General features: G+C 66.2%; 29 protein-coding genes. 4 read left to right on the top strand and 25 right to left on the bottom strand.

Annotated elements, in window-relative coordinates:
• Positions 1-102: 102 nt before the first annotated feature.
• From AC0ZJQ_RS00650 to flgB, 12 genes are read right to left on the bottom strand one after another with little or no spacing between them, the layout of a single operon-like run.
• Positions 103-1140, bottom strand: coding sequence for a hypothetical protein (locus tag AC0ZJQ_RS00650; protein WP_237263662.1), 1038 nt, complete (start codon positions 1138-1140; stop codon positions 103-105).
• A gap of 15 nt (positions 1141-1155) precedes the next feature.
• Positions 1156-2070 (bottom strand): flagellar hook-associated protein FlgL, encoded by a 915-nt coding sequence (gene flgL, locus AC0ZJQ_RS00645; RefSeq protein WP_008567538.1) that lies wholly within the window; start codon positions 2068-2070, stop codon positions 1156-1158.
• A 22-nt stretch (positions 2071-2092) separates the two neighbouring features.
• Positions 2093-3460: a flagellar hook-associated protein FlgK gene (gene flgK, locus AC0ZJQ_RS00640; RefSeq protein WP_008567537.1), complete on the bottom strand. Its 1368-nt coding sequence runs from the start codon at positions 3458-3460 to the stop codon at positions 2093-2095.
• Complete coding sequence (locus tag AC0ZJQ_RS00635) at positions 3457-4587, bottom strand: lytic transglycosylase domain-containing protein (protein ID WP_008567535.1); 1131 nt, start codon at positions 4585-4587, stop codon at positions 3457-3459. The genes flgK and AC0ZJQ_RS00635 overlap by 4 nt, the downstream gene beginning before the upstream one ends.
• Before the next feature lie 3 nt (positions 4588-4590).
• Positions 4591-5688, bottom strand: a complete 1098-nt coding sequence (locus AC0ZJQ_RS00630) for a flagellar basal body P-ring protein FlgI (RefSeq protein WP_008567534.1) — start codon at positions 5686-5688, stop codon at positions 4591-4593.
• A 15-nt stretch (positions 5689-5703) separates the two neighbouring features.
• Entirely contained in the window at positions 5704-6366 is a 663-nt protein-coding gene (gene flgH / locus AC0ZJQ_RS00625) for a flagellar basal body L-ring protein FlgH (RefSeq protein WP_476477192.1), read from the bottom strand.
• An 8-nt stretch (positions 6367-6374) separates the two neighbouring features.
• On the bottom strand, positions 6375-7160 hold the full coding sequence (gene flgG, locus AC0ZJQ_RS00620) for a flagellar basal-body rod protein FlgG (protein ID WP_476477191.1): 786 nt from the start codon (positions 7158-7160) through the stop codon (positions 6375-6377).
• 14 nt (positions 7161-7174) lie between these two features.
• Positions 7175-7903: a flagellar basal body rod protein FlgF gene (locus tag AC0ZJQ_RS00615; RefSeq protein WP_476477190.1), complete on the bottom strand. Its 729-nt coding sequence runs from the start codon at positions 7901-7903 to the stop codon at positions 7175-7177.
• A gap of 9 nt (positions 7904-7912) precedes the next feature.
• Entirely contained in the window at positions 7913-9100 is a 1188-nt protein-coding gene (gene flgE, locus AC0ZJQ_RS00610) for a flagellar hook protein FlgE (RefSeq protein WP_008567529.1), read from the bottom strand.
• Between the two features lie 50 nt (positions 9101-9150).
• Positions 9151-9822: a flagellar hook capping FlgD N-terminal domain-containing protein gene (locus AC0ZJQ_RS00605; RefSeq protein ID WP_476477189.1), complete on the bottom strand. Its 672-nt coding sequence runs from the start codon at positions 9820-9822 to the stop codon at positions 9151-9153.
• Positions 9822-10250 carry a flagellar basal body rod protein FlgC gene (flgC, locus tag AC0ZJQ_RS00600; protein WP_155551309.1) on the bottom strand — a complete coding sequence of 143 codons (429 nt, stop codon included), beginning with the start codon at positions 10248-10250 and terminating at the stop codon, positions 9822-9824. Before flgC ends, AC0ZJQ_RS00605 begins: the two co-directional genes overlap by 1 nt.
• Entirely contained in the window at positions 10250-10615 is a 366-nt protein-coding gene (gene flgB, locus AC0ZJQ_RS00595) for a flagellar basal body rod protein FlgB (protein WP_155551310.1), read from the bottom strand. The genes flgC and flgB overlap by 1 nt, the downstream gene beginning before the upstream one ends.
• A 234-nt stretch (positions 10616-10849) precedes the next feature.
• On the opposite strand from flgB, the gene flgA reads away from it, so the two are divergent.
• From flgA to AC0ZJQ_RS00575, 4 genes are all read left to right on the top strand, one after another.
• Positions 10850-11536 carry a flagellar basal body P-ring formation chaperone FlgA gene (gene flgA, locus AC0ZJQ_RS00590; RefSeq protein WP_370518364.1) on the top strand — a complete coding sequence of 229 codons (687 nt, stop codon included), beginning with the start codon at positions 10850-10852 and terminating at the stop codon, positions 11534-11536.
• 211 nt (positions 11537-11747) lie between these two features.
• Complete coding sequence (gene lafA / locus AC0ZJQ_RS00585) at positions 11748-12626, top strand: lateral flagellin LafA (RefSeq protein WP_155551312.1); 879 nt, start codon at positions 11748-11750, stop codon at positions 12624-12626.
• Positions 12627-12958: 332 nt separating this feature from the next.
• The gene (locus AC0ZJQ_RS00580; RefSeq protein WP_476477188.1) at positions 12959-13816 is read left to right on the top strand and encodes a winged helix-turn-helix domain-containing protein; all 858 of its coding nucleotides are present in this window, start codon (positions 12959-12961) and stop codon (positions 13814-13816) included.
• Entirely contained in the window at positions 13813-14295 is a 483-nt protein-coding gene (locus AC0ZJQ_RS00575; RefSeq protein WP_476477187.1) for a hypothetical protein, read from the top strand. The genes AC0ZJQ_RS00580 and AC0ZJQ_RS00575 overlap by 4 nt, the downstream gene beginning before the upstream one ends.
• A gap of 29 nt (positions 14296-14324) precedes the next feature.
• Here AC0ZJQ_RS00575 and AC0ZJQ_RS00570 read toward each other — a convergent pair whose 3' ends face one another.
• From AC0ZJQ_RS00570 to fliH, 13 genes are all read right to left on the bottom strand, one after another.
• Entirely contained in the window at positions 14325-15245 is a 921-nt protein-coding gene (locus tag AC0ZJQ_RS00570) for an OmpA family protein (protein WP_476477186.1), read from the bottom strand.
• Entirely contained in the window at positions 15242-16114 is an 873-nt protein-coding gene (gene motA, locus AC0ZJQ_RS00565; protein WP_476477185.1) for a flagellar motor stator protein MotA, read from the bottom strand. The genes AC0ZJQ_RS00570 and motA overlap by 4 nt, the downstream gene beginning before the upstream one ends.
• Positions 16115-16121: 7 nt before the next feature.
• Positions 16122-16853 carry a FliA/WhiG family RNA polymerase sigma factor gene (locus AC0ZJQ_RS00560; RefSeq protein WP_008567518.1) on the bottom strand — a complete coding sequence of 244 codons (732 nt, stop codon included), beginning with the start codon at positions 16851-16853 and terminating at the stop codon, positions 16122-16124.
• Positions 16854-16862: 9 nt separating this feature from the next.
• Positions 16863-17327: a flagellar basal body-associated FliL family protein gene (locus tag AC0ZJQ_RS00555; RefSeq protein ID WP_165594175.1), complete on the bottom strand. Its 465-nt coding sequence runs from the start codon at positions 17325-17327 to the stop codon at positions 16863-16865.
• Positions 17328-17363: 36 nt separating this feature from the next.
• Positions 17364-18527, bottom strand: a complete 1164-nt coding sequence (locus AC0ZJQ_RS00550; RefSeq protein WP_476477184.1) for a flagellar hook-length control protein FliK — start codon at positions 18525-18527, stop codon at positions 17364-17366.
• Entirely contained in the window at positions 18524-18847 is a 324-nt protein-coding gene (locus tag AC0ZJQ_RS00545) for a hypothetical protein (protein ID WP_476477183.1), read from the bottom strand. Before AC0ZJQ_RS00545 ends, AC0ZJQ_RS00550 begins: the two co-directional genes overlap by 4 nt.
• Positions 18831-19226 (bottom strand): flagellar export chaperone FliS, encoded by a 396-nt coding sequence (fliS, locus tag AC0ZJQ_RS00540; RefSeq protein ID WP_476477182.1) that lies wholly within the window; start codon positions 19224-19226, stop codon positions 18831-18833. Before fliS ends, AC0ZJQ_RS00545 begins: the two co-directional genes overlap by 17 nt.
• Positions 19223-20488 (bottom strand): flagellar filament capping protein FliD, encoded by a 1266-nt coding sequence (fliD, locus tag AC0ZJQ_RS00535; protein WP_314019952.1) that lies wholly within the window; start codon positions 20486-20488, stop codon positions 19223-19225. The genes fliS and fliD overlap by 4 nt, the downstream gene beginning before the upstream one ends.
• A 269-nt stretch (positions 20489-20757) precedes the next feature.
• Positions 20758-21198, bottom strand: coding sequence for a flagella synthesis protein FlgN (locus tag AC0ZJQ_RS00530; RefSeq protein ID WP_178091687.1), 441 nt, complete (start codon positions 21196-21198; stop codon positions 20758-20760).
• Positions 21195-21470 (bottom strand): flagellar biosynthesis anti-sigma factor FlgM, encoded by a 276-nt coding sequence (flgM, locus tag AC0ZJQ_RS00525; RefSeq protein ID WP_476477181.1) that lies wholly within the window; start codon positions 21468-21470, stop codon positions 21195-21197. The genes AC0ZJQ_RS00530 and flgM overlap by 4 nt, the downstream gene beginning before the upstream one ends.
• A gap of 99 nt (positions 21471-21569) precedes the next feature.
• On the bottom strand, positions 21570-21995 hold the full coding sequence (locus AC0ZJQ_RS00520; protein WP_155551319.1) for a flagellar FliJ family protein: 426 nt from the start codon (positions 21993-21995) through the stop codon (positions 21570-21572).
• Positions 21992-23326, bottom strand: coding sequence for a flagellar protein export ATPase FliI (gene fliI, locus AC0ZJQ_RS00515; protein ID WP_264591935.1), 1335 nt, complete (start codon positions 23324-23326; stop codon positions 21992-21994). The genes AC0ZJQ_RS00520 and fliI overlap by 4 nt, the downstream gene beginning before the upstream one ends.
• Position 23327: 1 nt before the next feature.
• Entirely contained in the window at positions 23328-24026 is a 699-nt protein-coding gene (gene fliH / locus AC0ZJQ_RS00510; RefSeq protein ID WP_008567503.1) for a flagellar assembly protein FliH, read from the bottom strand.

Raw genomic sequence — 24026 nt, 5'->3', positions numbered from 1 at the left:
CGGATTGTTCAAAGTCTGTTAGGAGGCGATTGCTCCTGGGCCGGTGCCTGCCACCACACCAAGTAGCATTGCTCGCAAGGTCGTCAAAACCCGCCGAAGCAGCTACGCGGACAACAGGCTGACGACGGCAAACCGGCCGATGTTGGCCTGCGCTACCACGGTCTGGGTGACCGCGGCGTAGCTCGAGGGGCTGCGCTGCATCAGTTCGTAAAGCTCGCGGGCAAACTCCAAGGCCCACTGCTGCTCGTCAGCATCGGCCTGGCGCGCGAGGAATTCGCGGATCTCGCGCTGGCGCTGGCTCAGCTGGTCGCGCAGCGCGGTGACCTTGTCCAGCCCCGCCACCACGTTGTCGAGCAGGCGGCGCAATTCGCGCAAGGAATCCAGCTGCGGCTCGGCGGGCAAACTCAGGCCCCGCTCTTCCTGACTCTGCAGCCGCTGGAAGCGGCCCTTGGCGAACAGCTTGTCCTCGCCCTGTACCGCCAGCTGGTCCTTGAGCTGCTGCCATTCGCTCTCGCGCGCCGAGAACTTCAGCTGGCCGTGCTGATCCAGCTCGGCACGGATGCCGGCATTGCCGAGGGTGGCATTGAAGCGGCGCAGGATTTGTTCGTCGCTGAGGTTGTCATCCAGCACCACCGCCACCGGCTCGGCCAGCTGGCGGCCACCGCTGAACAGCAGCGTCTCGCGGCCGGACTGGCGGATGGTCTCCAGCGAGTCCAGCCCCTGCAGGCTGAAGCGGCTGCGCACCGGCTCGGTGAGCCGCAGCTTGAGGTTGGCATCCAGCGTATTGCCCGAACGCGTGCTGCGCTGTTGCAGCAGCTCGTCGACCTGCTGGAACTGCTCGCGGATGGCCTCCTGACTTGCCGCCTGGCCCGGCGCACCGAGTTCGCGGCTGAGGCTGAGCTTGAGCTGCGACAGCCGGCTGTGCAGGTCGGCCAGGTAGCTTTCGGCGGTCTGCATCGAGGACAGCTGCTGGTTGAGCTGCAGACTGAAGCTGGTGCTCTTGCGCTGGCCGGCTTCGGCGATCGCGGTTTCGCTGGCCGCGGCGCGGCGCGACGTCGCCGGTGCATCGGGCACCAGCGCCTGGCGACGCTCCTGCGGATTGACTGCCGAAACAGCCGGCAGCTGCTTGCCGATCTTCATTCAGGCATCCCTCGCTCAGAGCATCCCGAACAGGGACAGGCCATTGATCTTCAGATAAGTCTTCTGGGTCGCCTGCAGCGCCAGCTGGTAGTTGTTCAGGTCGATGCTGGCACCGGCATAGTCGAGGGTCGACAGCTCGCCCTCGATCTTCTGGTTGACCAGCGACACGTCCTGGTTGCTGCTGGTCAGCAGGGTCAGGGTGTTCTGCCGGCCACCGAGTTCGGTGACCGCGCCGAGCAGCTCGCTGTGGGTGGCGTCGAGGCTGTTCATGCTGGCGGCGATCTGCGCGCCAACGGCAGGGTCGCTGGCGTCCAGCGCTGGATCCTGCAGCTGCTTAACCAGTGCGTGCAGCTGGTTGAGCATGTCCACGCCGGCGCCGAACACCTGCGCGGCGGTGACGTTCTCTTCTACCAGCACGCCGTTGGCGACCGCCGCCTGCCGGTGCTGATCGTTGCCGGTGAGGCTGTAGGTCTCGGTGGCGGCGTCGAAGGTGATCGCGGGACGATCGCTGAAGGTCCCGGAGAACAGGTAGCGGCCTTCCTCGTCGCGCACGTTGGCGAAGCTGACGATGGTGTTCTCCAGGCTCTGCAGTTCGCTGGCGATAGCTGCCAGGTCCTCGCTGGTGTTGCTGCCGTTGGCCGCCCAGAGCAGCAGGTCGCGGGCGCTGAGCATGGTGTCGGAGGCGGCCTTGAGGTTGGTTTCCTGCTTGGACAGGTTGCCCGAGACGTTGGCGATGTTGGTGCGGTACTGCGCCAGCGTCGCCTCTTCGCGCTCGATGCGCAGCACCCGCACCGCCGAGATCGGGTCGTCGGAGGGGCGCAGCATGCGGTCGCCGCTGGCCATCTGCTGCATCAGCTTGCCGAGCTTGGCCGAGCTGTTGTTCAGCGAGCCGTGCATGGTGGCGGTGATCTGGGCGTTGGAGATGCGCATGGTCTTCTTCTCGTCAGGTGGCTCAGAACATCGCCAGCACGGCGTTGAACAGCTCGTTGGAGGTGCTGATCACCTTCATGTTGGCCTGGTAGGCCTGCTCGTAGGCCATCAGGTTGACCGCTTCCTCATCGAGGTTGACCGCGCTGACGCTGTCGCGCTGGGCCTGGGCTTGTTCGGCAACGGTGGTGGCCGCGGCTTGGTCGGCCTGGTTCTGCCGGCTGGCGCTGGCGACGCGCCCGACCAGTCCGGCGTAGGCATCGTTCAGCGGTACCGCATCGCCGCCGACGGTGACGCTCGTCGTCTTGGTGCCGAGCAGTGCCAGCAGCGTCTGGTTGTTGCCGACTTCGCCGGCCACCGAGGACAGCGCCAACTCCTGGGTCGACAGCGTGCCCACCGCGAGCATGCCGCTGGTGCTCGCCGGGTTGTAGACGAACAGCGGCTGGCCGGGGTTGCCGTTGAGGTCGAAGCCGCCGGCCAGGGTGTCATTGACCGCCTGCGCCAGCGCGTCGGCCATGGCGTGCAGGTCGTCCTGGGCCGGGCGCAAGGCGCCGTATTCCATGTCGTAGAGTGCGCCGAGCGAACCGCCGAGGCCGTCCTGGATCAGCGGAAAGGAGGTCTTGGCGAAGACCAGCGTCAGTTCCTGCTCGCCGGCGAGGTTTTCGCTGACTTGCAGCTGGCCGGCGGTGTTGCCCGCGACCAGCGGCTGACCGTTGACCAGCGACACGCTGAGGCTGCCGTCGGCAGCCTCCTGCGCGCGGATGCCGGCGTACTGGCTGAGGTCCTTGATCAGGTTCTCGCGGTAGTCACGCAGGGTCGCGGTATCGCGCCCGGAGGATTCCATCTCGAGAATCTGCGCGTTGAGTTCGGCGATGTTGCTCGACAGGCCGTTGATCTCGCTGACCATCGCCACGCGCTGGCCTTCGAGGGCGCGGAGCTGGGTACCGATGTTGGCGTTCAGCCCGTTGAAGCGTTGCGCCAGCTGCTTGGCCTCGCTGAGGATCTGCTGACGCAGGGCGATCGACTCGGGCGTCGAGCTGGCCTCGCTGAGCGCGGCGTAGAAGTTGTCGAGGCCGACGCTGACGCTGGAGCCTTCGCTGTCGATCAGCCCTTCCAGCGCCGTGAGGTACTGCTGGCTGGTGCCGTAGTAGTTCTTCTCGGTGCTGGCGCGCCACAGCTGCTGGTTCTGGAAGTCGTTGGACAGCCGGCGAATGCTGCTGACCTGCACGCCGCCGCCGACGCTGGAGGCGGTCTGCCCGCCGAGCGAATGCAGCTCCGGCGCCAGGCGGCTGAAGCCCGGGGTGTTGACGTTGGCGATGTTCTGCCCGGTCGCGCTGAGGGCGATCTGCGAAGCCCGAACCCCGCTGTAGCCAATCTGGCTGAGAATGCTCACGACACGACTTCCTTCGACTCGATCCGGATCGGTTGGGCGAACGCCACGGACAGGTGCCCGCCGCTTCGCTGCTGGTTATTCAGGGCGACCGGTGCGGCGGTGGAATTAAGCGTGGGTCGTTGCGCCGACACCTCGGCGCGCAGCGCACTGCTCGCGCGCCAGCCCTGCGCGGCAGCCAGCAGTTGGCCGTTGGCCAGGCGTTCGGCGGCATCCAGGCTGTCCTGCGCTGGCTGTGACCACTGCGGATGCACCGGGGCGGCCTGCGCCTGCGGCTCGCTCTGGCGCACCGTTGCGGCCTGCAGGTCGCGCAGAATGTTGCGTGTGTAGTCGCGGGTTTCCGCGTAAGGAATCTTCTGCACCCAGCTCGCCGCGTCGATGTCGCCGGCACGCGGATCGCCATGCTCCTGCAGCCACTCGTCGACCTTGCCCGGCCCGGCGTTGTAGGCCGCCAGCGCCAGCGCCTGGTGGCCGTCATAGCGTTCGAGCAGCTTGTTCAGGTAGGCACTGCCCAGGCGCTTGTTGTACTCGGCGTCGCTGGTCAGGCGTGCCTCGCTGTAGGGCAGGCCGAGCTCGGCGGCCATGTCCTGCGCGGTGCCCGGCATCAGCTGCATCAGGCCGCGCGCGCCCTTGGGCGAGACGGCGGCGACGTTGCCGCTGGACTCGTGCTTGATCACGCTGGCGACCAGCGCCTGAAAGCTCGCCTTGCCCGCCGCCCAGGCGTTGTCGAGAGCCTCCATACCACGCTGCCAGGTGCCGCGCAGGGCGTGTTGGCCCGCTGGCCCGGCGCTGGCCAGGCCCAGCGCGGTCGGTACCGGCGCGGTGCCGTCGAGGCCGCCGGAGAGCTGCTGCACCAGCATGTCGGCGATGCCGGTCTGGCGCTTGGTCGCCAGGCTCTCGGCGAGCACTTCGTCGTAGAAGTCGCGCATGGTGTCCAGTTCGCGGCTGCGCATCGGGTTGCCGGCGGCCAGCACGTCACCGGCCTTGCGCATCTGCTTGAGGATCTGCTGCAGGAACATCGCCTCGAACTGCTCGGAGACGACTTCCAGCTGCTGGCGCCGCGCCGCGGCCGGGCCGTCGGCGCGCTGGCGCAGGCTGTTGAGGTGTTGCGGGAGGGAAACGATGCTCATGGTTCAGATCACGATCAGTTCGGCATTCAGCGCACCGGCGCGCTCCAGTGATTGCAGGATGCTCATCACGTCGTCCGGCGTGGCGCCCAGGCTGTTGATGGTGCTGATGATGCTTTCCAGGCTGGCGCCTTCGGGCCACTTGAACATAGCCTTGCGGTCCTGCTCGACGGCGACGTCCGACTGCGGCACCACCGCCGTCTCGCCCTGGGAGAACGGCCCCGGCTGGCTGACCTGCGGGCGCTCGCTGATGGTCACCGTCAACGTACCGTGGGCCACCGCGGCGGCCTTGACGCGCACGCCCTCGCCGACCACCACGGTGCCGGTACGGCTGTTGAACACCACCTTCGGCCGCACGCGGCCTTCTTCGACCTCGAGGCGTTCGAGCATGGCCATGAAACTCATGCGCTGGTTGCTCGACACCGGCGCACGCAGCGCCACCTTGGTGGCATTCAGCGCGGTGGCGGTGCCCTTGCCGAACAGCGCGTCGACCGCGTCGACCACCCGGCTGACGGTCTGGAAGCTCGGCTGGCGGAGGTTGAGCAGCACCTGCGCACGCTCGGTGAAATCGGTAGGGATCATCCGCTCCACCGTGGCGCCATTGGGGATCAGCCCGCTGTTGGAGGTGTTGATCGCCACCTTCGAGCCGCTGGCGCCCTCGGCATTCACCCCGCCGACCACCAGCGCGCCCTGGGCGACGGCGTAGACCTCGCCGTCGACGCCCTGCAGCGGGGTCATCAGCAGCTGACCGCCGCGCAGGCTCTTGGCGTCGCCCAACGACGACACCGTGACGTCGATGCTCTGCCCCGGACTGTAGGACGGCGGCAGCATGGCGGTGACGGTCACCGCGGCGACGTTCTTCAGCTTCGGGTCGACGTTCGGCGGCAGGTTCACGCCGAACTGCTTGATCATGTTGGCTACCGACTGACTGGTGAACTTCACCTGGTTCTTGTCACCGGTACCGTCCAGGCCGACCACCAGGCCGTAGCCGATCAGCTGGTTGCCGCGGATGCCTTCGATATCCACCAGATCCATCAGCGGCACCGCCTGCGCCGGCAGTTGCCAGCACAGCGCGACGACGGCAAGAAACAGCTTCACTCGCATCGGGAATCTTTCCACTTAGAGGGGGAACAGCGGGCTGGAGAAGAAGCGCGTCAGCCAGCCGGCCGAGTTGCTGTCGTTGAGCACGCCGCGTCCGGCGTAGGAAATCCGCGCGTTGGCGACGTTCTGCGAGGACACCTGGTTGAAGCGGTTGATGTCGTCCATGCGCACCAGGCCGGTCAGGCGGATGTACTCGTCGCCCTGGTTCAGCTTGAGGTTCTTCTCGCCCTTGACCAGCAAGGTGCCGTTGGGCAGCACGCGGTGCACGGTGACGGCGATCGAGCCTCGCAGGGTGTTCTGCTGCGAACTCTTGGCCGAGCCGTTGAACTCGCGCTCGCCGCTTGCCGAGCTCTCGACATCCGGGTAGCGCTTGCCGAGCACGGTGGGGATGCCGATGCCGACGCTCGACTCCTTGCCGAAGCTGGTACCGGCGCTCTTGCTCGACTGCGTGGATTCGTCCAGCACCACGGTGAGGATGTCGCCGACCCGCACCGCGCGCCGGTCGCTGATCAGCGAGCCGCCGTAGCCGGAGCGGAACAGGCCGCCGCTGGTGGTCGGCGGCAGGCTGTAGTCCAGCTCCAGCGGCTCGTACTCGCTGGAGTCCTCGTCCGGCAGCAACTCGTTGAAGCTGGCGCAGCCGCTGAGGAACAGCAGCAGGGCGAGCAGGATCGGCGTACGCATCATCGGGCTCAAACGGTCTGGTTGAGGAACTGCTGCATGCCGGAGGCGGCGTCGAGCACCTTGGCGTTGGCCTCGTAGGCGCGCTGGATGGCGATCATCGTCACCATCGCCTCGACCACCTGCACGTTGGAGCCTTCCAGCACGCCCTGCTTGAGCTGGCCGAGGCCTTCCTCGCCCGGCACGCCTTCGACCGGCTCGCCGCTGGCGACGGTTTCGCGGTAGAGGTTGCCGCCCAGCGCTTCCAGGCCGCCCGGGTTGGTGAAGTTGACCAGGGTGATCTGGCCCAGCTCCGACGGCAGGGTGTCGCCCGGCAGCACTGCGGTGACGATGCCGTCGGCGCCGACGCTGAAGCCGGTGCTGCCCTGCGGCACTTCGATCGCCGGGTTCAGCGGCAGGCCCTGGGCGTTGACCATCATGCCCTCGGCGTTGAGCTGGAACTGGCCATTCTCGGTGTAGAGGATGTCGCCGTTGGGCGCCTCGACCTGGAAGAAGCCGCGGCCGACGATCGCCAGGTCCATCGGCTGGCCGGTGGTCTGGATGCTGCCTTCGGTGAACACCTTCTGCGTGCCGGCGACGCGCACGCCGCTGCCCAGCTGGATGCCCGACGGCACGGTGTTGATCTCGTCGGCCTGCGCGCCGGGCTGCTTCTCGATGCTGTAGAACAGGTCCTCGAAGACCGCGCGGTCGCTCTTGAAACCGTTGGTGTTGACGTTGGCCAGGTTGTTGGCCACGGTCGTCATGGCCATGTCCTGGGCGGCCAGGCCGGTCTTGCTGACCCAAAGGGCGGAATTCATGCGTTATCTCCCGATCAGCTGCCGCGGATCATTCGGTTGCCAGCGTCGGAGAGGTCCTCGGCGGCTTTCATCATCTTTACCTGGGTTTCGAACAGGCGGTTCAGGCTCATGGTCGAGGCCAGTTCGTCGATCGCCGAGACGTTGCTCGCCTCGAGAAAGCCGCTGGCCAGACGCACGTCTTCGCTGGGTGCGGCGGGCTGGCCGTCGCGGGTCACCAGCAGGCCGGCGGCGTTCTTGGTCAGGTTGGCCGGCGGCACGTCGACCAGGCGAATGCGGTCGACCTCGGCCATCACCCAGTCGCCGGGCGCCATGATCGACACGGTGCCGTCGTTGCCGATCTCCACACGGTCATGCTCGGGCAGCACGATGGCGCCGCCCTCGCCGAGCACGGCACGGCCGTTGAGGGTCAGGCGACCTTCGGCATCGATCTGCAGGCTGCCCTGACGGGTGTAGGCCTCGCCCTCGCCGTCCTGCAGGACGATCAGGCCGCTGCCCTTGACGGCGAAATCCAGCTCGCGGCCGGTGGCCATCAGCGGCCCGGCGGCCAGGCTGACGCCGTTGTTCTCGACCACCGCCATGTGCCGGCTGTCGTAGCCATAGCCCTCGACGGCCACCGCCTGGGCACGCTCCAGATCGGCGCGAAAGCCGGGCGTGTTGACGTTGGCCAGGTTGTTCGAGCGCACCTGCAGCGACAGCATCGTGCGGCTGGCGGCGGTCATCGCGGTGTATCCCAGACGGTCCATCGGTCAGCCTCAGAGTGCGTTGAACAGAACCTGGGTCAGTTCCTTGTTGGTGGAAATGACCTGGGTGTTGGCCTGGTAGTTACGCTGGCCTTCCATCAGGCCCACCAGCTGCTGGGTGAGGTCGACGTTGGAGCTTTCCAGCGCGCCGGAGGCCAGCGTGCCGTACTGGCCAACACCCGGCGCGCCGAGCATCGCCGCGCCGGAGGCGGCGGTTTCGTTCCAGGCGGTGCCGGAGATGTTCTTCAGGCCCTCGGCGTTGACGAAGCTGGCCAGCACCACCTGACCCTGCAGCAGGCGCTCGCCGTTGGAGTAGCTGGCGTAGACACGGCCGTCCTTCTCCACCGCCATGCCGGTCTGCTCGCCCGCGGCATAGCCGGTGGCGCGGTTGCTGGTGACGCTGAATTCCGAGCCGTACTGGCTGCTGCCGGTGTAGTCGAGGTCGATCGCCAGCGGCGCAACGCCGCCGGTCAGCGCGGCATTCAGGGTGACGGTGCCAATCGGCGCGGCGAGCACGCCGGCGCTGTCGAAGCTCAGCGGCTGCGCGGCACCCAGCGAGGCGCCGTCGATGTAGTAGTGGGCATCCCAGTTGTTGTCGGCGGTCTTGACGAAGTACTGGGTCAGGGTGTGTTCCTTGCCCTGCGAGTCGAACAGCTTGGTGGTGTAGGTGGAGTTGTAGCTGTCGGCCACCAGCGGGTCGAAGGCCACCGCCGGCACCTCGCCGTTGGCGTCGAGGTTGGCGACGAAGCTCAGCGCGTCGGTGGCGCGTGCCGGCAGGCCGCCGGAGCGCAGCTGCAGGTCGCTGACGGTACCGGTCTGCAGGTTGCCGGTGGCGTCGGCCGGATAGCCCTGCAGGCGCTGGCCGAGGCTGTTGGTGATGTAGCTGTCCTTGTCGGTACCGAAGATGCCGGCGCGGGTGTAGGCGACGTCGCCGTTGCTGGCGCGGGTGACGAAGAAGCCGCCGCCGGAAATGGCCAGGTCGAGGGTGCGGTTGGTGGTGGTCAGCGCGCCGCCCTGGCTGATGCTCTGGGTGGTGCCGATCACTTCCACGCCCATCGCCTGGGTTTCGGCGTAGAGGCTGCCGAAGTCGGTGCGCGAGGACTTGAAGCCGACGGTGCCGGAGTTGGCGATGTTGTTGCCGATGGTGTTGAGCTGTTCGTTGACGGCGGAGAGGCCGGTCAGGGCGATGTTGAAACTCATGGTTGCGTCTCGTCTCTGCTGAAGGGAGGTTCGGGCGGCACGCGGCGCCATCAGGCGCTGGCGGCGCCCTGACCGAACTCGAGGATGTTGTAGAACGGCACCGAACCGACGCCCTGAACCTGCAGCACCGGCCCTTCGGCACTGACGCGCACGTTGTCGACCCGTCCGGCGACCTCCGCCTGCGGGTACTCGCCGTTGTCCGACTCGATCACCACGCTGTAGCGCCCCGCGGGCAGGCCGAGGCTGGCCGGATCGATCTGGAACGGCACCGCGCCGGCCGAGCGGGCGCCCAGCTCGACGGCGGTCTGCACGCCGTTGGAATCGGTCAGCACCAGCGAGGTGCGATTGGACGCGTGCTCCAGGCTGAACTGGCCGCTGACGACCGTGCCATCCAGCTCCAGCGTTTCGACCGCGACGCTGACCTGCTGGCCGACCAGCCCGGAGGCGGTGAGGGTCTGCAGGTTGTCCATCAGCACCAGGTTGTTCTGCGCCAGGCTGGCCATGTTCTCCATGCTCTTGACCTGGGACATGGCCGAGAACTGGTTGAGGAACTCGGTGCTGTCGACCGGCTTGGTCGGGTCCTGATACTTGATCTGCGCGACCATCAGGCTGATGAAGTTGTTCTCCATGGTGGTGGCGTCGCTGATGTTGACGGCGCGCTTGACCTGCTCGATGGTGTTGCCGGCCAGGCTGCTGTCCAGCGCGGAGTTGACGCTACTCATCAGACTTCTCCCAGACGCAGCAGGCTCTGCTGCATGCTTTTCACGCGGTTGAGCACCTCGACACCGGTCTCGAAGCTGCGCGTGGCCGACATCATGTCGGTCATCTCTTCGATCTCGTTGATATCGGGGTAGTAGACGTAGCCTTCGTTGTCGGCCAGCGGGTTGCCCGGCTCGTAGCGACGCTTGGGGTCGGCGCCGGAGGTGACCACGTCGAGCACCTGCACGTGGGCGCCGCCGAGGCCGACACCGCGGGTCAGCGAGTTGTTCTCGTACACCGCGGCGAACATCGGTTTGCGCGCCTGGTAGGTATCCGCAGCGCTGCTGGCCGCCGAATCGGTGTTCGCCAGGTTGCTGGCCACGGTATTCAGCCGCACGGTCTGGGCGTTCATCGCCGAGCCGGCAATGCGGTAGATGGAATCGAACGACATCAGCGGCCCTCGATGGCCTGCTTCAGGCCACGGAATTTCATGGTCAGGAAGGTCAGGCTGGTCTGGAAATCCATGGAATTGCGCGAGAATTGCGCCTGCTCGACCGACAGCTCGACGGTGTTGCCGTCCTGCGAGGCCTGCGTCGGCACGCGGTACTGCAGGCGCGGATCGCTACCGGCAATGCTCAGGCGCGGTGTTTCGCTGTCCTGCAGGCGCTGCATCTCCTTGCGGAAATCGATGTCGCGCGCCTGGAAGCCGGGGGTGTCCTCGTTGGCCAAGTTGGCCGCCAGGATTTCGCTGCGCTGCATGCGCAGCTCGAGGGCGCGTTCGTGGACGCCGGTCACCTCTTCAAACCGTATACTCATTCGCCGATACCCTTGAAGCATGAGTGGGCGGACAACCGTCCGCGCCGCTGGTCGGGCATGGATTGCAGGAATCGTGCCGCCCCCAATACGGTAATTAACTCATTGTTTTATATAGGCATTTCAGAAGACCGCGACGCCCGGACCACCCGCTCGCTTCCGCATGGGCGCGGCGGGCGCCGGCCAGGCGGAAAGGTCGCTTCCGCCCTGCTCGCCCTCTGCCTGATCCACGCGGCCGTGCAGGCGCAGCCAGACGACGGCGCGGTGCCGGCGAACGCGCCGCGGCAGATCGAGCAGGCGATCGAGCAGTTCCTGCGCGAGGGCTTGCAGCGCGAAGCCGCCCGGCGTGGCTGGCAGGGCATGACGTTCAACCACGCCACCAGCCTGCCGGGCAATACGACACAACTGCCGGCCTGCAGCCTGCCGCTGCAGCTGCGCGCGAGTGGCGAGGCCGTGTCGCTGCTGGAGCGCCAGCGCCTGGAGATCCGCTGCCCGGCCGGCGACGGCTGGTCTGTCAGTGCCACCAGCCAGGCCAACGTGTTCCTGCCGGCGGTGCATGCGCTGGGAATCATCGAACGCGGCCAGCTGATCACCCGCGATGACCTCCGGCTGCAGCGGATCAACATCGGCAAGGCGCCGCGCGGCTACTTCAACCGGCTCGACGAGGTCGTCGGCAAGGCAGCCAAACGGCGTATCCGCGCCGGCCAGACGCTGACTCCCGCACTGCTCGCCCAGCCGCTGGCGGTCAAGCGCGGCGAGCCGGTGAAGATCGTCGCCAGCCACGAGGGCATCGAAGCCTCCACTGCCGGCGAAGCAATGGGCGACGGCCGCACCGGCGAGGTGATCCGCGTGCGCAACGTGCGCAGTGGCAAGGTGATCGATGCACAGGTGCTGGAAGAAGGGGTGGTGACCAGCACCTTTTAATAGGCGGCTTTATCGAATGCACCGCCGCGCATCGCGGCGATGGCGGTGGCGGTGGCGGTGGCGGTGGCGGTGGCGGTGGTGCGCATCAAGCAGAACCAGCAGCAAAAAAATTTGGCGCCAGAATTTAATCCTTCGCTATCGGCTGTCGCCTTGTCCTTTCAGCAGGCAGTCAAGCCAGCTCCTACAGCCCACTTAGCACGAAGGATTCATCATGGCCCTGTCCATTCACACGAACTACTCCTCGCTGACCACCCAGACCAGCCTGACCAAATTCAACAACGCTCTGTCGACCAACCAGCAGCGCCTGGGCACTGGCCTGCGCGTGAACTCTGCTGCCGACGACGCCGCCGGCCTGCAAATTGCCACTCGCCTGAACGCCCAGAGCCGCGGCATGGCTGTTGCCATCCGCAACACCGGCGACGCCACCTCGATGCTGCAGACCGCTGAAGGCGCCTTCAACGAGATGACTGACATCGTTCAGCGCATGAAGGATCTGGCTACCCAATCCGCCAACGGCACCAACGCCCAGGCTGATCGCGATGCGCTGCAGGCCGAATACGACGAGCTGGGCAAAGAACTGGCCAACATCATGACCAACACCAGCTACGCTGGCGAGAAGCTGTTCGGTCTGGACGGTGCTACCGGCAAGTTCGGCGCCGCTGCCGTCAACTTCCAGATCGGTGCAACCACTGCCGAAAAACTGGAACTGGACGTCACCACTGCTTCCGCTGCACTGGGTACCACCCTGGACGGCCTGTCGAGCAACTACACCACTCCGGGCACCGCAGGCACTGAAATCGCCACCGAAGCCGGCGCCAACACCATGATCGACACCCTGGCCACCGCTCTGGACGATATCGGCTCCCTGCGTGCGCAGTTCGGTGCCACCATCAACCGCCTGAACCACACCAGCAACAACCTGGCGAACATGAAGGACAACACCGAAATGGCCAAAGGCCGCATCATGGATGCCGACTTCGCCATCGAAAGCGCCAACATGAGCAAGAACAGCATGCTGATGCAGTCCGGCATCTCGATGCTCAAGCAAGCCGGCCAGATGCCGGGTATGGTCATGGGCCTGCTGGGCTAATAGCCTGTGCCGGATCGGTCAGTTCGCTGGCCGATTGCCTGATCAAACGAAAACGCCCCGAATTCTCGGGGCGTTTTCGTTTCCGCCGGATGAATAGCTGTCCATCCGACTAATGGCTGGTGCCTCGTTGCGGCGCAGCCGAACTCATACGCCATAGATGCAAAACCAGTAATAGCGGGGCCTCCAGACACTTCGAGGCTCAAATTCGACTGCTATTTGGAGATCTATGATATCACCGTGATATCACTAACCAAAAGCAAAATGCCACTATTGACGCTTGTGCATTCAAAAAAACGGCGCCAATATACTGCCGATCTGTTCGCATCAATTTATTGATCTCAATCACAGCTCGCCGACCAGGCATCATGACTCCATCTCTGACCCATTCGGCCACCGATGCCACTGCCTGTCCGTTACTGAAAACAGGGCGCGAAGCCTGTACGGCCCGCTTCGACAGCGCGCTGTACCAGTTGGTCCAGCATCATCCTGACCGCGCCGAGAAAATCGATCTGGGCTTTTCCGGCAGCCGCGTGCTGGAGCGCTTGCTGCAGACGCCGGGAGAAGTGGTTTCCCGCGAAGAGCTGTTGCGCCATGCCTGGGAGAACCGAGTGGTTGGCCAAGGCAGTTTGAACCAGCAGATCTACACCCTGCGTCAGCTGCTGTTCGATTCGGGCAACCAGATCATCCAGACCCTGCCGCGACGCGGCTATCTGTTCAATCCGCATTTTCTGGCAGCCCATCCGGTAGCCACGGCCAAACCGGCCGAAACCGGGCAGCCGACAGACGCCGCCTGTGCACCGGCAGCCCCGTTACATCGGCCTCGCTCGGGCTTATCGCCCCTGTTGGCCGGTACGGCGCTGCTGCTGGCGATCGCGGTCGCCGTGCTGGGTTATCGCATCCTGCTGACCCCGAAGGGACTGTTCACCCACCGGGTAGGTATTGGCGTGCTGGAAGTTCTGTACGTCGACAAGAGCCAGCGTCTGCTGGATGCGCTGGTCAGGGATACGCGCAAAGTGGTGGACGCGATCGCCGCGATGAACGTCAGGCCCACGCAACTGATCGTCAACATGTCCCCTGGCTTCTATGAAATTCGCTGTGTGCATGCGAACGGTCAGACCAACTGGCTGAAAGTGCACAAAAGTCGACTGAACGAGATTCCCGCACAACAGCTGCAAGGATGTCTTCAATGAATACGCGTAACAGAACCGGCGTCATCGGCACACGCCTGCTGCAGGTGATGGTGCCGGCGACGCTGGCGCTCTGGGCACTGGTGGCGATGGGCGCTACCAGCAGCCTCGCGCCACGTCTGGAGGGCCGCTACAGTTCGGCCGGCCAGGTGCTGCTGAGCAATGGTGAGGTGGTAAAGGTCACCCAGAGCCTGGTCTTCAATGGCGGGCGTTTCTACGCGATGACCCGCAACGCTCCGGCCGTCGTCGAGGCGTCAGGGCGGATCGAAACCGACCTGCTGGGTCAGCCGCGCCTGGTGGTCGAAGAAGGGCAGATCAGCGGATTCGAAGCGCACAGCCAGCTCGACGACGAACTGGTGTTCAACCTGTTCTACGGCAAGCACAAAGGTGCGCGCATCACCCTTGAGAAGGTCGGCGCCTGCCTGTATGGCGTGGAAACCCAGCAGGTCTACTGCGCCGATCACGCCAGCGCCCGACTCTGAAGCAGCTGCCGGCCATTGCCGGCAGCGAATCACAGCACCTTGTCGGCCGGCTCGCTGAACCGCGCGCCGCTTTCCGAGAAATTCACCCGCCCATAGCTGTCGCCGAACAGTTCCTTGTACAGCGCTTCCGCCGAATCGGTCAGCAGGAGGATTTCCACCCGCCGATTGGCACCGTTGAGCGGGTCCTGCGGGTGCAACGGCATGACGTCAGCCTGGGCAGTCACCTGCAGCACCGCACGCTCCGGCAGGCCGGACGCCACCAGCGCGTTGCGTGCGCGCAGGGCGCGATCGCCGGAGAGGTTCCAGTTGTCGTAACCGCTCTGCTGGCGATACGGCGTGGCATCGGTATGGCCGCTGATGATCAGCTTGTTCTCCACCTTGGCCAGCACCCCGGCGAGTACGTCGAGCAGCTTGCGGAAGTGCGGATCGAGGATCGCGCTGCCACGCTGGAACATGAAGCGCTGCTGGTCGTCCTTGATCAGGATGCGCAGCCCCTGCGGCACCACGTCGACCTCGATGTTGGCGAGCGCATCAACCTCGCTGGCGACGTTCTTCATCAGCTCGGCGAGCTGCTGCAACTCGGCGGTGGAACCGTAGTGGCGGCTGCCTTCCGCGGCATCCTGCGGCTTGCTCGCAGGCGCGGGCTCGGCCTGCGGCGCGCGGATCGGCACGCCGTCCAGCTCCAGCGGCGAACGGCTGGTGCCGTCGAAGATGCCGGCGCCACCGTCCACCAGCGGATTGCTCTCCTGCTCGCCGTAGGACGGGTTGTTCATCTGCATCTGCGGCTGGATGATCCACAGCACCATGAACAGCGCCATCATCGCCAGGGTGAAGTCGGCGAATGCCACCTTCCAGGCGCCGCCATGCTCGTCGCCGTGGCCCTTCTTGCTGCGGCGCCGGACGATGATTTCGCGCTCTTCGCCGCCCTTGCCCTTGCCTCGGCTCTTCATGCCGCGTCCCTTTCTTCCTCGTACTGGTTGACCCAGACCTCGAGTTGGCGGAAGGCGGGTTTGACGTCCTGCTCGATCAGCTTCCGTCCGGCATCGACCGCCAGCAGCGTCGGCTTGCCGGCCAGATGCGCCACCAGCGTGGTGCGCACGCATTCAAGCGCCGACAGCTCGGTCTTGACCCGCTGGCCCATGGCGTTGGACAGCGGCTCCATCAGGCAGTAGCAGAAGAAGATACCGAGGAAGGTGCCGACCAGCGCCGCGGCGACATGCGAGCCGATCTCGGCGACGCTGCCGCCGATGCTGCCCATGGTGATGATGATGCCCATGATCGCCGCGAGGATGCCGAAGCCCGGCATAGCCTCGCCGATCTTGAACAGCGAGCGCGACGGCTGCAGCAGGGCGTTTTCCATGGCCTCCAGTTCCTGCTCGAGGAAGCCCTCCAGCTCGTGGGCGCTGATCTTGCCCATGGCCATCAGCCGGAAGTTGTCGGCGATGAAGGCCATCAGGTTCCTTTCCTTGAGGATCAGCGGATAGCGCGCAAACAGGTCGCTCTCTTCCGGTTCCTCGATGTGCGAATCGAGCACCTTGAGGCCGCCGACGTCGACCATTTCCAGCAGCTCGTAGAGCAGCATCAGCAGCTGACGCTGGAATTCCTCGCCGCGGCGCTCGTAGATGAACACGCCACGCATCTGCGAGAGCATCTCCACCAGCACTTCCTTGGGATTGCCCACCACCAGGCTGCCGATGGCGGCACCGAGGATGATCACCACTTCCGCCGGCTGCCAGAGCACTCGCATGTCGCCGTTGGCCATGGCATAGCCGCCCAGCACACAACCGATGATGATCAACGCACCTATTACTTTCTGCATGACGTCTCTAGTTTCTCTCGGTTAGGAAGCGACAGGCCTTGCCGATCGCTTGCTTGCTCAGCTGACAGACCCTGGCGTCGCTGACTTCCAGCACCAGGGCGATTTCCTTCAGGCTCAGCTCATGCTGGTAATAGAGCGTGAGCACCAGGCGCTCGCGCTCGTCCAGCTGGCTCAGTGCCTGTTCCAGCAGCCGTTCCTTCAGCAGACGCTCCTCGAACAGCTCGGCAGCGTCGGGAAAATGCTCGTGACCGCTCTGCAGCAGCGCGTCGAGGCTCTCGATGGCCTCGGACGAGTCGGCCCAGAGGAAGTCCTGATAGTCCTTGTCCTCGAGACCGGTGAAGGCCTTGATCTCCTCCTCCGTCGGCGGATGCCCCAGTTGGCGCCCCAGCTCGCGGATGGCATCGCGAACCTTGTGCGCCTGCTGGCGCACCTGACGCGGCCGCCAGTCCTGCCGGCGCAACTCGTCGAGAATCGCCCCGCGAATGCGCAGCGCGGCGAAGCGCCCGAACTGCTCGTCCGGCTCGCCGTAGCGACGCAGTCCCTCGAGCAGACCCATCATGCCGATCTGCTCCATGTCCTCGCGGTCGAGCACCTGATTGGCCTGCAGCGACAGCTGCCGGACGATGCGCTTGACCAGCGGCAGGTACTGCATCAGCCAGCGCTGCTCGGCCCCCGGGGCGAACAGCACCGGAGCGCTCGGCGCAACGCTGTAGTGATCGACGGGACAGGTGGCGCTCATGGCGGGGCCTTACTGCACGATCAGCTTGTTGACCAGCACGTGCTTGAACGGCACCGCGGCGTTCTTGCTGGCGAAATCGGCGAACAGCGCATTCTCCAGGCGCACCTGCAGCTCGCCGATCTGCAGCCCGCGCAACTCGGCGAACGGCAGGCCGGAGAGGTAGGCGACCACCGAATTGCGCACCAGCGGTTCGACCTGGGCGAAGTTGACCGGCTCGTCCTCGCTGGCTTCGGCCTGCAACGCCAGGTCGAGCACGAAGTAATGCTCGCGTCCTTCGTCCCGCACGCTGACGATCACCTTCGGCACCGGGAAGAACTCATAGGCCACCGGCTCGGCCGGCTCAGGCACCGACGCCTCGGTCGACGCCAGCGCGCCCGCGGCTGGCTTGAACAGCCAGTAGCTGATGCCCACGCCGGCGGCGAGGGTCAGCACGTTGAGCAGCAGCATCAGCAACACCAGACGGGACGTCTTCATAAAGCACTCACAATCGGAAAGTTACGGTTGAGTCGGTCATACGGTGACCAGCACATCGGCGGCCCGCTCGCGGCCGCACGTCTGCGAGGCCGGCTGCTGCGCATTGGCCGCCGGCAGCGGCTGGTCCTCGGCCAGTGGCGCACGCGGCTGGCCGCGGCCCTGCTGGCCCTGAGCGTCCGCGCCGACCTGTACGTTAACCTGCACGAAGTTCTGTCCCACCAGCTCCTGGCGCAGGCGGTCGCTGGTCTGCTGCAGCAGGCGGGCAACATCGGCGTGCGCGGCGGTCAGCTGGACATGCAAGCGGCCAGACTCGTGGCTGAGGTGGATCTCCAGCGCGCCCAGCTCCGGCGGATCGAGGCGGATGGTGGCGCTCTGGATCTTCTGCTGCAGCTGCAGCTCGACGTTATCGCGCAGCGCCTGCAGCATCTGCTCGCCCCAACGTGCCTGCGGCGTGTGCAGCTTGAGCAGGCGTTCGCCGCCGAGCAGCGGCGACAGCGCCGGACGCTCGCTGGCGGCGGCGCTCGACTCACCGCGCGCGCCGGCATCATCGACGCCGAGCAGCGCATCGACCGGGTCGGCCATCCGTTGCGCCACCTCGGTGCCAGCGTCTACGAGCGGCGCAGCGGATGTCGCGAGCATCGGCTCGGCACCCGCGCGCGACGGCGGCAGACGCGTTTCGGCGAGGGCCGGCGCAGCGTCCGTCACGCTCCGTACCGGTGGCGCGGCCGGCGGCAGCGTTACGGCTGGTACCGGCAGCGGTTCGGCCGTGGTCAGGGTCGGTGCCGCCGTGGCGACCAAGGCAATGGCAGCGGGCGCCACCGGCGCCGCCGGTTGGCCAGCGTCGCGCGCCTGCACCTGCGTCTGCTGCTGCCCGAGCATGCCCAGCAGCCATTGCTCGGCGGTCAGTTCCGGCGGATTTTCCTCGGTGGCGGGAGTGGCTTCGCGCGCGGGCAGCCCTGACGTGGCTTCATCCGTCGGTGCCACCGGCAGGGCGCCGAACGGTAATGCCGGCAGCTCCACCGCCGGCAACTGCTCGGCATCGGCGGCGCGTGCCATCTGCGCGCCGAAGCCAGGCTGTCCGTCAGCTGCCGCCTGGGCATCAAGCACCGGTGCTGCGGCCGCTGCGGTGGCGCCGATTGGCTGCGCAGCACGCGGCGCCAGATGGCCGGGCGCCTGCGGGGCGGACATCGACTGGATCATCGCGCCTCTCCGGTGTGGAACAGCTCGACGCGCTGATAGGCCGCCAGCCCTTCGGCGTACTCCAGATGGTTCACCAGCAGCTGGCGCAGGCGTTCGCACTCCTCGGCACAGGCGACCCGCGCCTGGTCGTGCAGCTGCTTGAGCGCTGCGCGAGCGACAATGGTCGCCGGGTCAGGCTGGCCGATCTCGGCCAACGCGCGCAGGCACTGGGCGATGGCGCCGTCCACCGTGGCAATCACCTGCCAGTCGCCGCGCTGCAGAGCCTGATCCAGTTGCGCGTGCAGCTGCTGCAGACGCTGGGCATCACTTGCGAGCGGCACTGACACCCTCCCAGCCTTCGCGCAGGATGCTGAGCAGATTGGTCACTTCATCCAGCCGTTCCAGCGACAGCGTCACGCTGACATCGGAGAGGCGGTAGATGCAGTACTCATAGAGCCGCGCCAGACCCTGCACCACCTCGCCGCCGTTCTCTTCGTCGAGCGCGCCGTTGAGGCCGTTGAGGATGTTCATGCATTTTTCCAGCGACGCGCCCTTCTGCTGGTAGCGCTTGTGCTCGATGTGGCCACGGGCGCGGGCCAGCTCGTCGAGCAAGCCGTCCATCAGCACCAGCACCAGCTCGTAGGGGGACGCGGCAGCCGCACGGGCCTCCAGGTCCACCGCGCGGTAGCTGTCGTAACTGTCGTTGGGGAGATAGGTCATCCGAACATTCCTGAGGTCTGTTCCATCGACTGCATGGTCTGCATCATCGTGGTGAACTGCTTGAGGTAGCGGGAGTAGTAGCTGTCGTAGCGCTGCTGCAGCTTGTCGAACTGGTCGTCGATGCGGCGCAGGTTCAGATCCAGCGTGTCCATGCGGTTCTTCAGCATGCCGTTGGCGCTGCTGGTGTAGCTGGCGACGGTCTTGTCGATGCTGTCGAGCATCTGGTCCTTGCCGGTGAACAGCGCCTCGAAGGCTTCCGGCTTGGCGGCGACGGCGGCCTCGAAGCGGGTGGCGTCGATGGTCAGCTTGCCGTTGCGGTCGGAGCTGATGCCGAAGTCGATCAGGCTGACGCCGCCGAAATCGGTCCGCAGCAGGGCGTTCAAGCGGCCTTCGATGGAGCGCACGCTGGCGTCGCCGGCCAGCGGGCCGCGCGCGCTGCTCTCGCTGCCGCTGGCGGTGAGGCTGTCGAGGCTGCCCATCAGGGTGTTGAAGGCATCGATGAAGCTCTGCGCCTGGGCCTTGGTCGCCGATTTGTCCTGGCCGACGGTCAAGGTCAGCGCGGCGTCGCTGGCGCTGTGCACCTTGCTGACGGTGAGGCTGACGCCGTCGATGACGTTGTCGAAGGTATTGCTGGCGCTGGTCAGCTCGATGCCGCCGCTGCCGAAGCTGCCGCCCATGCGGATGCGCGCATCCTGCGCGGTGGACAGCGTGGTGCTGGTGGCGCCGCCGGTCAGGCCGAAGGTGAAGGCGTTGGCCGCGCCGCTCTCTTCGCTGGTGAGCACCAGATTGACCTGACCGTTGCTGCGTACCAGCGTCGCCTGCACGCCGAGGCCGGCGTCGTTGATGGCCTTGGCGGCGTCGTCGAGCGTGGCGTAGCCGCTCAGGTCGAAGGTCTGCGCATTCAGGGTCAGGGTGCCGCTGAGGCTGCCATCGGTCAGGCCCTGCACTGCGACCTGCTGTTTGCTGGCCAGCTGCTCGACGTAGAACTGGTAGCTGCCGGGCTGCGCGGTGGTGCCGACGGTGGCCGTGGCGTAGCCGTCCTGGCTGTAGGTCGCACTGTTGACCAGCATGCTCGAGGTGCTGCTGTTGAGCTTGGTCAGCGCCGACTTGAACGTGGTCAGCGAGGTGCGCAACTGGCTCAGCGCGTCACGCTGCGTCTTGTAGTTCGATTCGTTGCGGTTGAGCCGGTCCAGCGAGGACTGAACCTCGTAGTTGGCCAACTGCGTCGACATCTGCTTTACGTAATCCGAATCCATCGCCATTGCCGATCACCTTCCTCAAATCTATTGAGCAAATTGAGTGCCAAGTCTCAAGACGTTGATTTACAACGACTTTCGCTTGGCTCATGCAGAAAAAACGCTTCCGCCCGGGCAGTGGATGCGGAAACGGGGAAACGCCGTTTCCGCCCGCATCGACGACGGAACTTCTCTTTGCAAGGGCGGCGCGGGAAGGGGGTTACTTAAGCGCGGCGCAATCACGGCCGCCGCGCTGGCGCTGGCGACGTGATGGATTCAGGCGGGGGCGGCGGCGCTCAGTACGCCTGCGGGCTGTACAGGTGGGTCGGCTGCTGGGTGGCGAGCAGCTGCTCGAGGATTTCGTGGTGCATCGCCAGCAGCTTGCCGTTGCGCTCGTTGAGCTGCTGACACTCGGTCGCCAGCCGGCCGAGCTGCTGCCAGAACTGCTGCAGCACCGCGCGGCGGACTTCGGGATAGCTTTCCAGCAGGCGCTGCATGCCGGCGCCATCGTCGCTCAGGCGGAAGGCGGCGAGTATCTTGCTGCGGCGCTGAGCACGTCCGCGGAGGTTGTCGACGTGGCGACTGATCTGGCGATTGATCCGCTCGATCTCGACGCTGTCGCGTTCGAGCAGGAAGCTGTAGAGCGCCTGCATCAGATCGCGCAGGGCGAGGTAATCGCCACAGTCCTGCTGCAGATCGTTGTCGACGACCTGTAGCAGCTTGTCACGCTGGCTCACGCATCGTTCCCGCGATGGTAGGCGAGCATGCTGCTAGCCAGCTCGGCCGGGTCGCTGGACAGCTCACCGCGCTGCAGGGCCTGCTTGAGTGCGGCGACGCGCTCCAGATCGACCTCCGGCATGGCGCGCAGGGCTTCGTGCATCTGCTCCAGCGGCAGGCTCTCGGCCTGGCGGGCCGCAGGCTGCGCGACGGGCGCGGGTGCCGCCTGGAGGGCCGTGGCGGTTTCGCCGGGGACGCTGAGGGCGGGCTTGAAGTGCCGGCTGATTTCCATGATTTCTTTCCAACTCGGTGGTTACAGCCAATCAGGCGACCGCCCTGGCGCAAAACTTAAACGCGATTTTCACACAGCCGCCGCCAGCGCGGCAGTCGCTCATCCCGCCTGGTTGCGCCACCAGGCCTGCGCCGCCAGCCCGTCCTGGATCTTCTGCTCCTGTTGCGCGAGCTGCTGTTGCCATTGCTGCATCTTGTTGTCGATCACCTGCGCCACCACCTTCTCGCTGCGCATGGCCTGCAGCAGCTCGCTCTGAATGCGCGCCAGCGCCTGCTCGGCCACCGCCAGTTCGCGGCGCTGCAGCTCGACCATCTTGTACAGCGTGGTCTTGTAGCGCTGCTGGTTGTCGCGCTGCAGCGGCGTGTTCATCGGCACGCTGAAGCCGCACAGGCGGCTCAGGCCGGTGATGTTGTTGCGATAGCGCTGGCAGAGATTCTGCTGGTACTGCACCTGGCCGAGCATCTGCCGCACGCGGTTGCCGCGCAGGCTGGCCAGGCGCGACAGCGTTTCGATCTGCTGTTTCATCGCGGCTTCCCGATGATGTTCTGCAACGTGGCGATGCTCGGCTCCAGTTCGGCGGCCTCGCCCACCTCCTGACGCAGGAAGCGTTCGATGGTCGGCGCCAGCTGTACCGCGCGATCGGTCTTGGGGTCCATGCCCGGGGTGTAGCCACCCAGCGGAATCAGTTCGCGGATCTTCTCGAAGGTGCTGTAGAGCTCCTTGAGCTGACGCGCCGCGCCCAGATGCGCCGGTTGGCCAACCTGGCTCATGCAGCGGCTGACCGAGGCGCCGACGTCGATCGCCGGGTAGTGCCCGGCCTCGGCCAGGCGCCGCGACAGCACGATGTGGCCATCGAGAATCGCCCGCGCGCAGTCGACGATCGGGTCCTGCTGGTCGTCGCCCTCGGCGAGCACGGTGTAGATCGCGCTGAGGCTGCCGTTGTCGCTGGCGCCGTTGCCGGCGCTTTCCACCAGCTCCGGCAGCATGCCGAACACCGACGGCGGATAGCCCTTGGTCGCCGGCGGTTCGCCGAGGGCCAGGGCGATCTCGCGCTGGGCCATGGCGTAGCGGGTCAGCGAGTCGACCAGCAGCAGCACGTCATGCCCCTGGTCGCGGAAATAGGCGGCGATGCTGTGGCACAGCTCGGTGGCCTTGAGGCGCATCAGCGGCGATTCGTTGGCCGGCGCGACCACCACCACGGCCTTCTTCAGGCCTTCTTCGCCCAGTGAATGCAGGATGAACTCCTGCACCTCGCGGCCGCGCTCGCCGATCAGCCCGACCACCACCACATCGGCCTTGGTCTGCCGGGTGATCATGCCCAGCAGCACGCTCTTGCCGACGCCGGAGCCGGCGAACAGGCCGACGCGCTGGCCCTTGCCGAGTGTCAGCAGGGCATTGATCGCGCGCACGCCGACATCCAGCGGCGCCTCCACCGGGCGGCGCTTGAGCGGATTGACCGAGGGCAGCTCGGTCGGCAGCGGATCGCGCCCGCCGAGCTTGCCGAGCTCATCCAGCGGTTCGCCGAGGCCGTTGACCACGCGCCCGAGCCAGGATTCATCGATCTGCAGCATCGCCTCGTCCGGTGCTGGGAACACCCGCGAGCCGGCACTCAGGCCCATCGGTTTCTTGAACGGCATCAGGTAGGTGATATCGCGGTTGAAGCCCACCACCTGCGCTTCCAGCATGGCGCCGTCGGCCAGCTCGACATAGCAGCGCTGGCCGGTCATGCGCTGACAGCCGAGGCTTTCCAGCAGCATGCCGGAGACGCGCACCAGGCGTCCGCTGACCTTGGCCAGCTGCACCTTGTCCAGCGAGCGCAGCGCCTCGTCGAGCCGGAAGCTCTCGCGCAGGGACATCTCAGGCCGAGTCCCGCATGTGTTCGGCGAGGGTGTCCATGCATGAATCCAGGCGCTGCTGGCAGCCGATATCGGCTTCGGCCTGGGCGGTCAGCACGCGACACTCGCCAAGCGCCAGCTTCTCATCCGGCACCAGACGCCAGGCGGCGGCGCGCTCCGGCGCCAGCTCGCGGATGCGCGCGCACTCCTCCGGGTTGAGGTGAATGCGCACGTCGTCCTGATCGCCGGGCATGGCATTCAGCGCTTCGTCGGCGAGGGTCAGCAGCTGGGTGGGATGCAGGGTCAGCTCGCAGCGGATCACCTGCTTGGCGACCTTCTGCACCAACTCCAGCAGTTCCTCGCGCCGCGCCTGCTGGTACGCACGCTGGAAGTGCTCGAACGTCTCGATCAGCCGCTCCAGCGGCCGCGCGGCAGCCTCGAAGGCCTGACGCCCCTGCTGGCGCCCCTCTTCGCGGCCGATGCTGCGGCCATCCTCGACGCCGCGCTCGAAGCCCTCGCGGTGACCGGCCTCGCGGCCCTGCTCGAGGCCCTCGCGGTAGCCCTTGTCGATGCCTTCCTGAAAACCGTCGGCGACCGCCCGTTGCAGCGCCGCCGGATCGCCGGCCAGGCCTTCGGCGAGCTGCGCCGGGGTCTTGACCCGCGGCGGGAACCGGAACGGCCGCCAGCTGCGGCCTGCGCCCTTGACCACCTTGACCGTCAT

This window comes from Stutzerimonas sp. 21-1 (genome assembly GCF_056336065.1).
The sequence above is the reverse complement of the archived record's forward strand: the minus strand, read 5'-3'. Positions and strand labels throughout refer to the sequence as shown.

Bases quoted from the DNA above. Each gene is read 5' to 3' on its own strand.
- AC0ZJQ_RS00650 (WP_237263662.1), bottom strand. From the start codon at position 1,140: ATGAAGATCGGCAAGCAGCTGCCGGCTGTTTCGGCAGTCAATCCGCAG.
- flgL (WP_008567538.1), bottom strand. From the start codon at position 2,070: ATGCGCATCTCCAACGCCCAGATCACCGCCACCATGCACGGCTCGCTG.
- AC0ZJQ_RS00635 (WP_008567535.1), bottom strand. From the start codon at position 4,587: ATGAGCATCGTTTCCCTCCCGCAACACCTCAACAGCCTGCGCCAGCGC.
- AC0ZJQ_RS00630 (WP_008567534.1), bottom strand. From the start codon at position 5,688: ATGCGAGTGAAGCTGTTTCTTGCCGTCGTCGCGCTGTGCTGGCAACTG.
- flgH (WP_476477192.1), bottom strand. From the start codon at position 6,366: ATGCGTACGCCGATCCTGCTCGCCCTGCTGCTGTTCCTCAGCGGCTGC.
- flgG (WP_476477191.1), bottom strand. From the start codon at position 7,160: ATGAATTCCGCCCTTTGGGTCAGCAAGACCGGCCTGGCCGCCCAGGAC.
- AC0ZJQ_RS00615 (WP_476477190.1), bottom strand. From the start codon at position 7,903: ATGGACCGTCTGGGATACACCGCGATGACCGCCGCCAGCCGCACGATG.
- flgE (WP_008567529.1), bottom strand. From the start codon at position 9,100: ATGAGTTTCAACATCGCCCTGACCGGCCTCTCCGCCGTCAACGAACAG.
- AC0ZJQ_RS00605 (WP_476477189.1), bottom strand. From the start codon at position 9,822: ATGAGTAGCGTCAACTCCGCGCTGGACAGCAGCCTGGCCGGCAACACC.
- flgC (WP_155551309.1), bottom strand. From the start codon at position 10,250: ATGTCGTTCGATTCCATCTACCGCATTGCCGGCTCGGCGATGAACGCC.
- flgB (WP_155551310.1), bottom strand. From the start codon at position 10,615: ATGAGTATACGGTTTGAAGAGGTGACCGGCGTCCACGAACGCGCCCTC.
- lafA (WP_155551312.1), top strand. From the start codon at position 11,748: ATGGCCCTGTCCATTCACACGAACTACTCCTCGCTGACCACCCAGACC.
- AC0ZJQ_RS00575 (WP_476477187.1), top strand. From the start codon at position 13,813: ATGAATACGCGTAACAGAACCGGCGTCATCGGCACACGCCTGCTGCAG.
- AC0ZJQ_RS00570 (WP_476477186.1), bottom strand. From the start codon at position 15,245: ATGAAGAGCCGAGGCAAGGGCAAGGGCGGCGAAGAGCGCGAAATCATC.
- motA (WP_476477185.1), bottom strand. From the start codon at position 16,114: ATGCAGAAAGTAATAGGTGCGTTGATCATCATCGGTTGTGTGCTGGGC.
- AC0ZJQ_RS00560 (WP_008567518.1), bottom strand. From the start codon at position 16,853: ATGAGCGCCACCTGTCCCGTCGATCACTACAGCGTTGCGCCGAGCGCT.
- AC0ZJQ_RS00555 (WP_165594175.1), bottom strand. From the start codon at position 17,327: ATGAAGACGTCCCGTCTGGTGTTGCTGATGCTGCTGCTCAACGTGCTG.
- AC0ZJQ_RS00550 (WP_476477184.1), bottom strand. From the start codon at position 18,527: ATGATCCAGTCGATGTCCGCCCCGCAGGCGCCCGGCCATCTGGCGCCG.
- fliS (WP_476477182.1), bottom strand. From the start codon at position 19,226: ATGACCTATCTCCCCAACGACAGTTACGACAGCTACCGCGCGGTGGAC.
- fliD (WP_314019952.1), bottom strand. From the start codon at position 20,488: ATGGCGATGGATTCGGATTACGTAAAGCAGATGTCGACGCAGTTGGCC.
- flgM (WP_476477181.1), bottom strand. From the start codon at position 21,470: ATGGAAATCAGCCGGCACTTCAAGCCCGCCCTCAGCGTCCCCGGCGAA.
- AC0ZJQ_RS00520 (WP_155551319.1), bottom strand. From the start codon at position 21,995: ATGAAACAGCAGATCGAAACGCTGTCGCGCCTGGCCAGCCTGCGCGGC.
- fliI (WP_264591935.1), bottom strand. From the start codon at position 23,326: ATGTCCCTGCGCGAGAGCTTCCGGCTCGACGAGGCGCTGCGCTCGCTG.
- fliH (WP_008567503.1), bottom strand. From the start codon at position 24,026: ATGACGGTCAAGGTGGTCAAGGGCGCAGGCCGCAGCTGGCGGCCGTTC.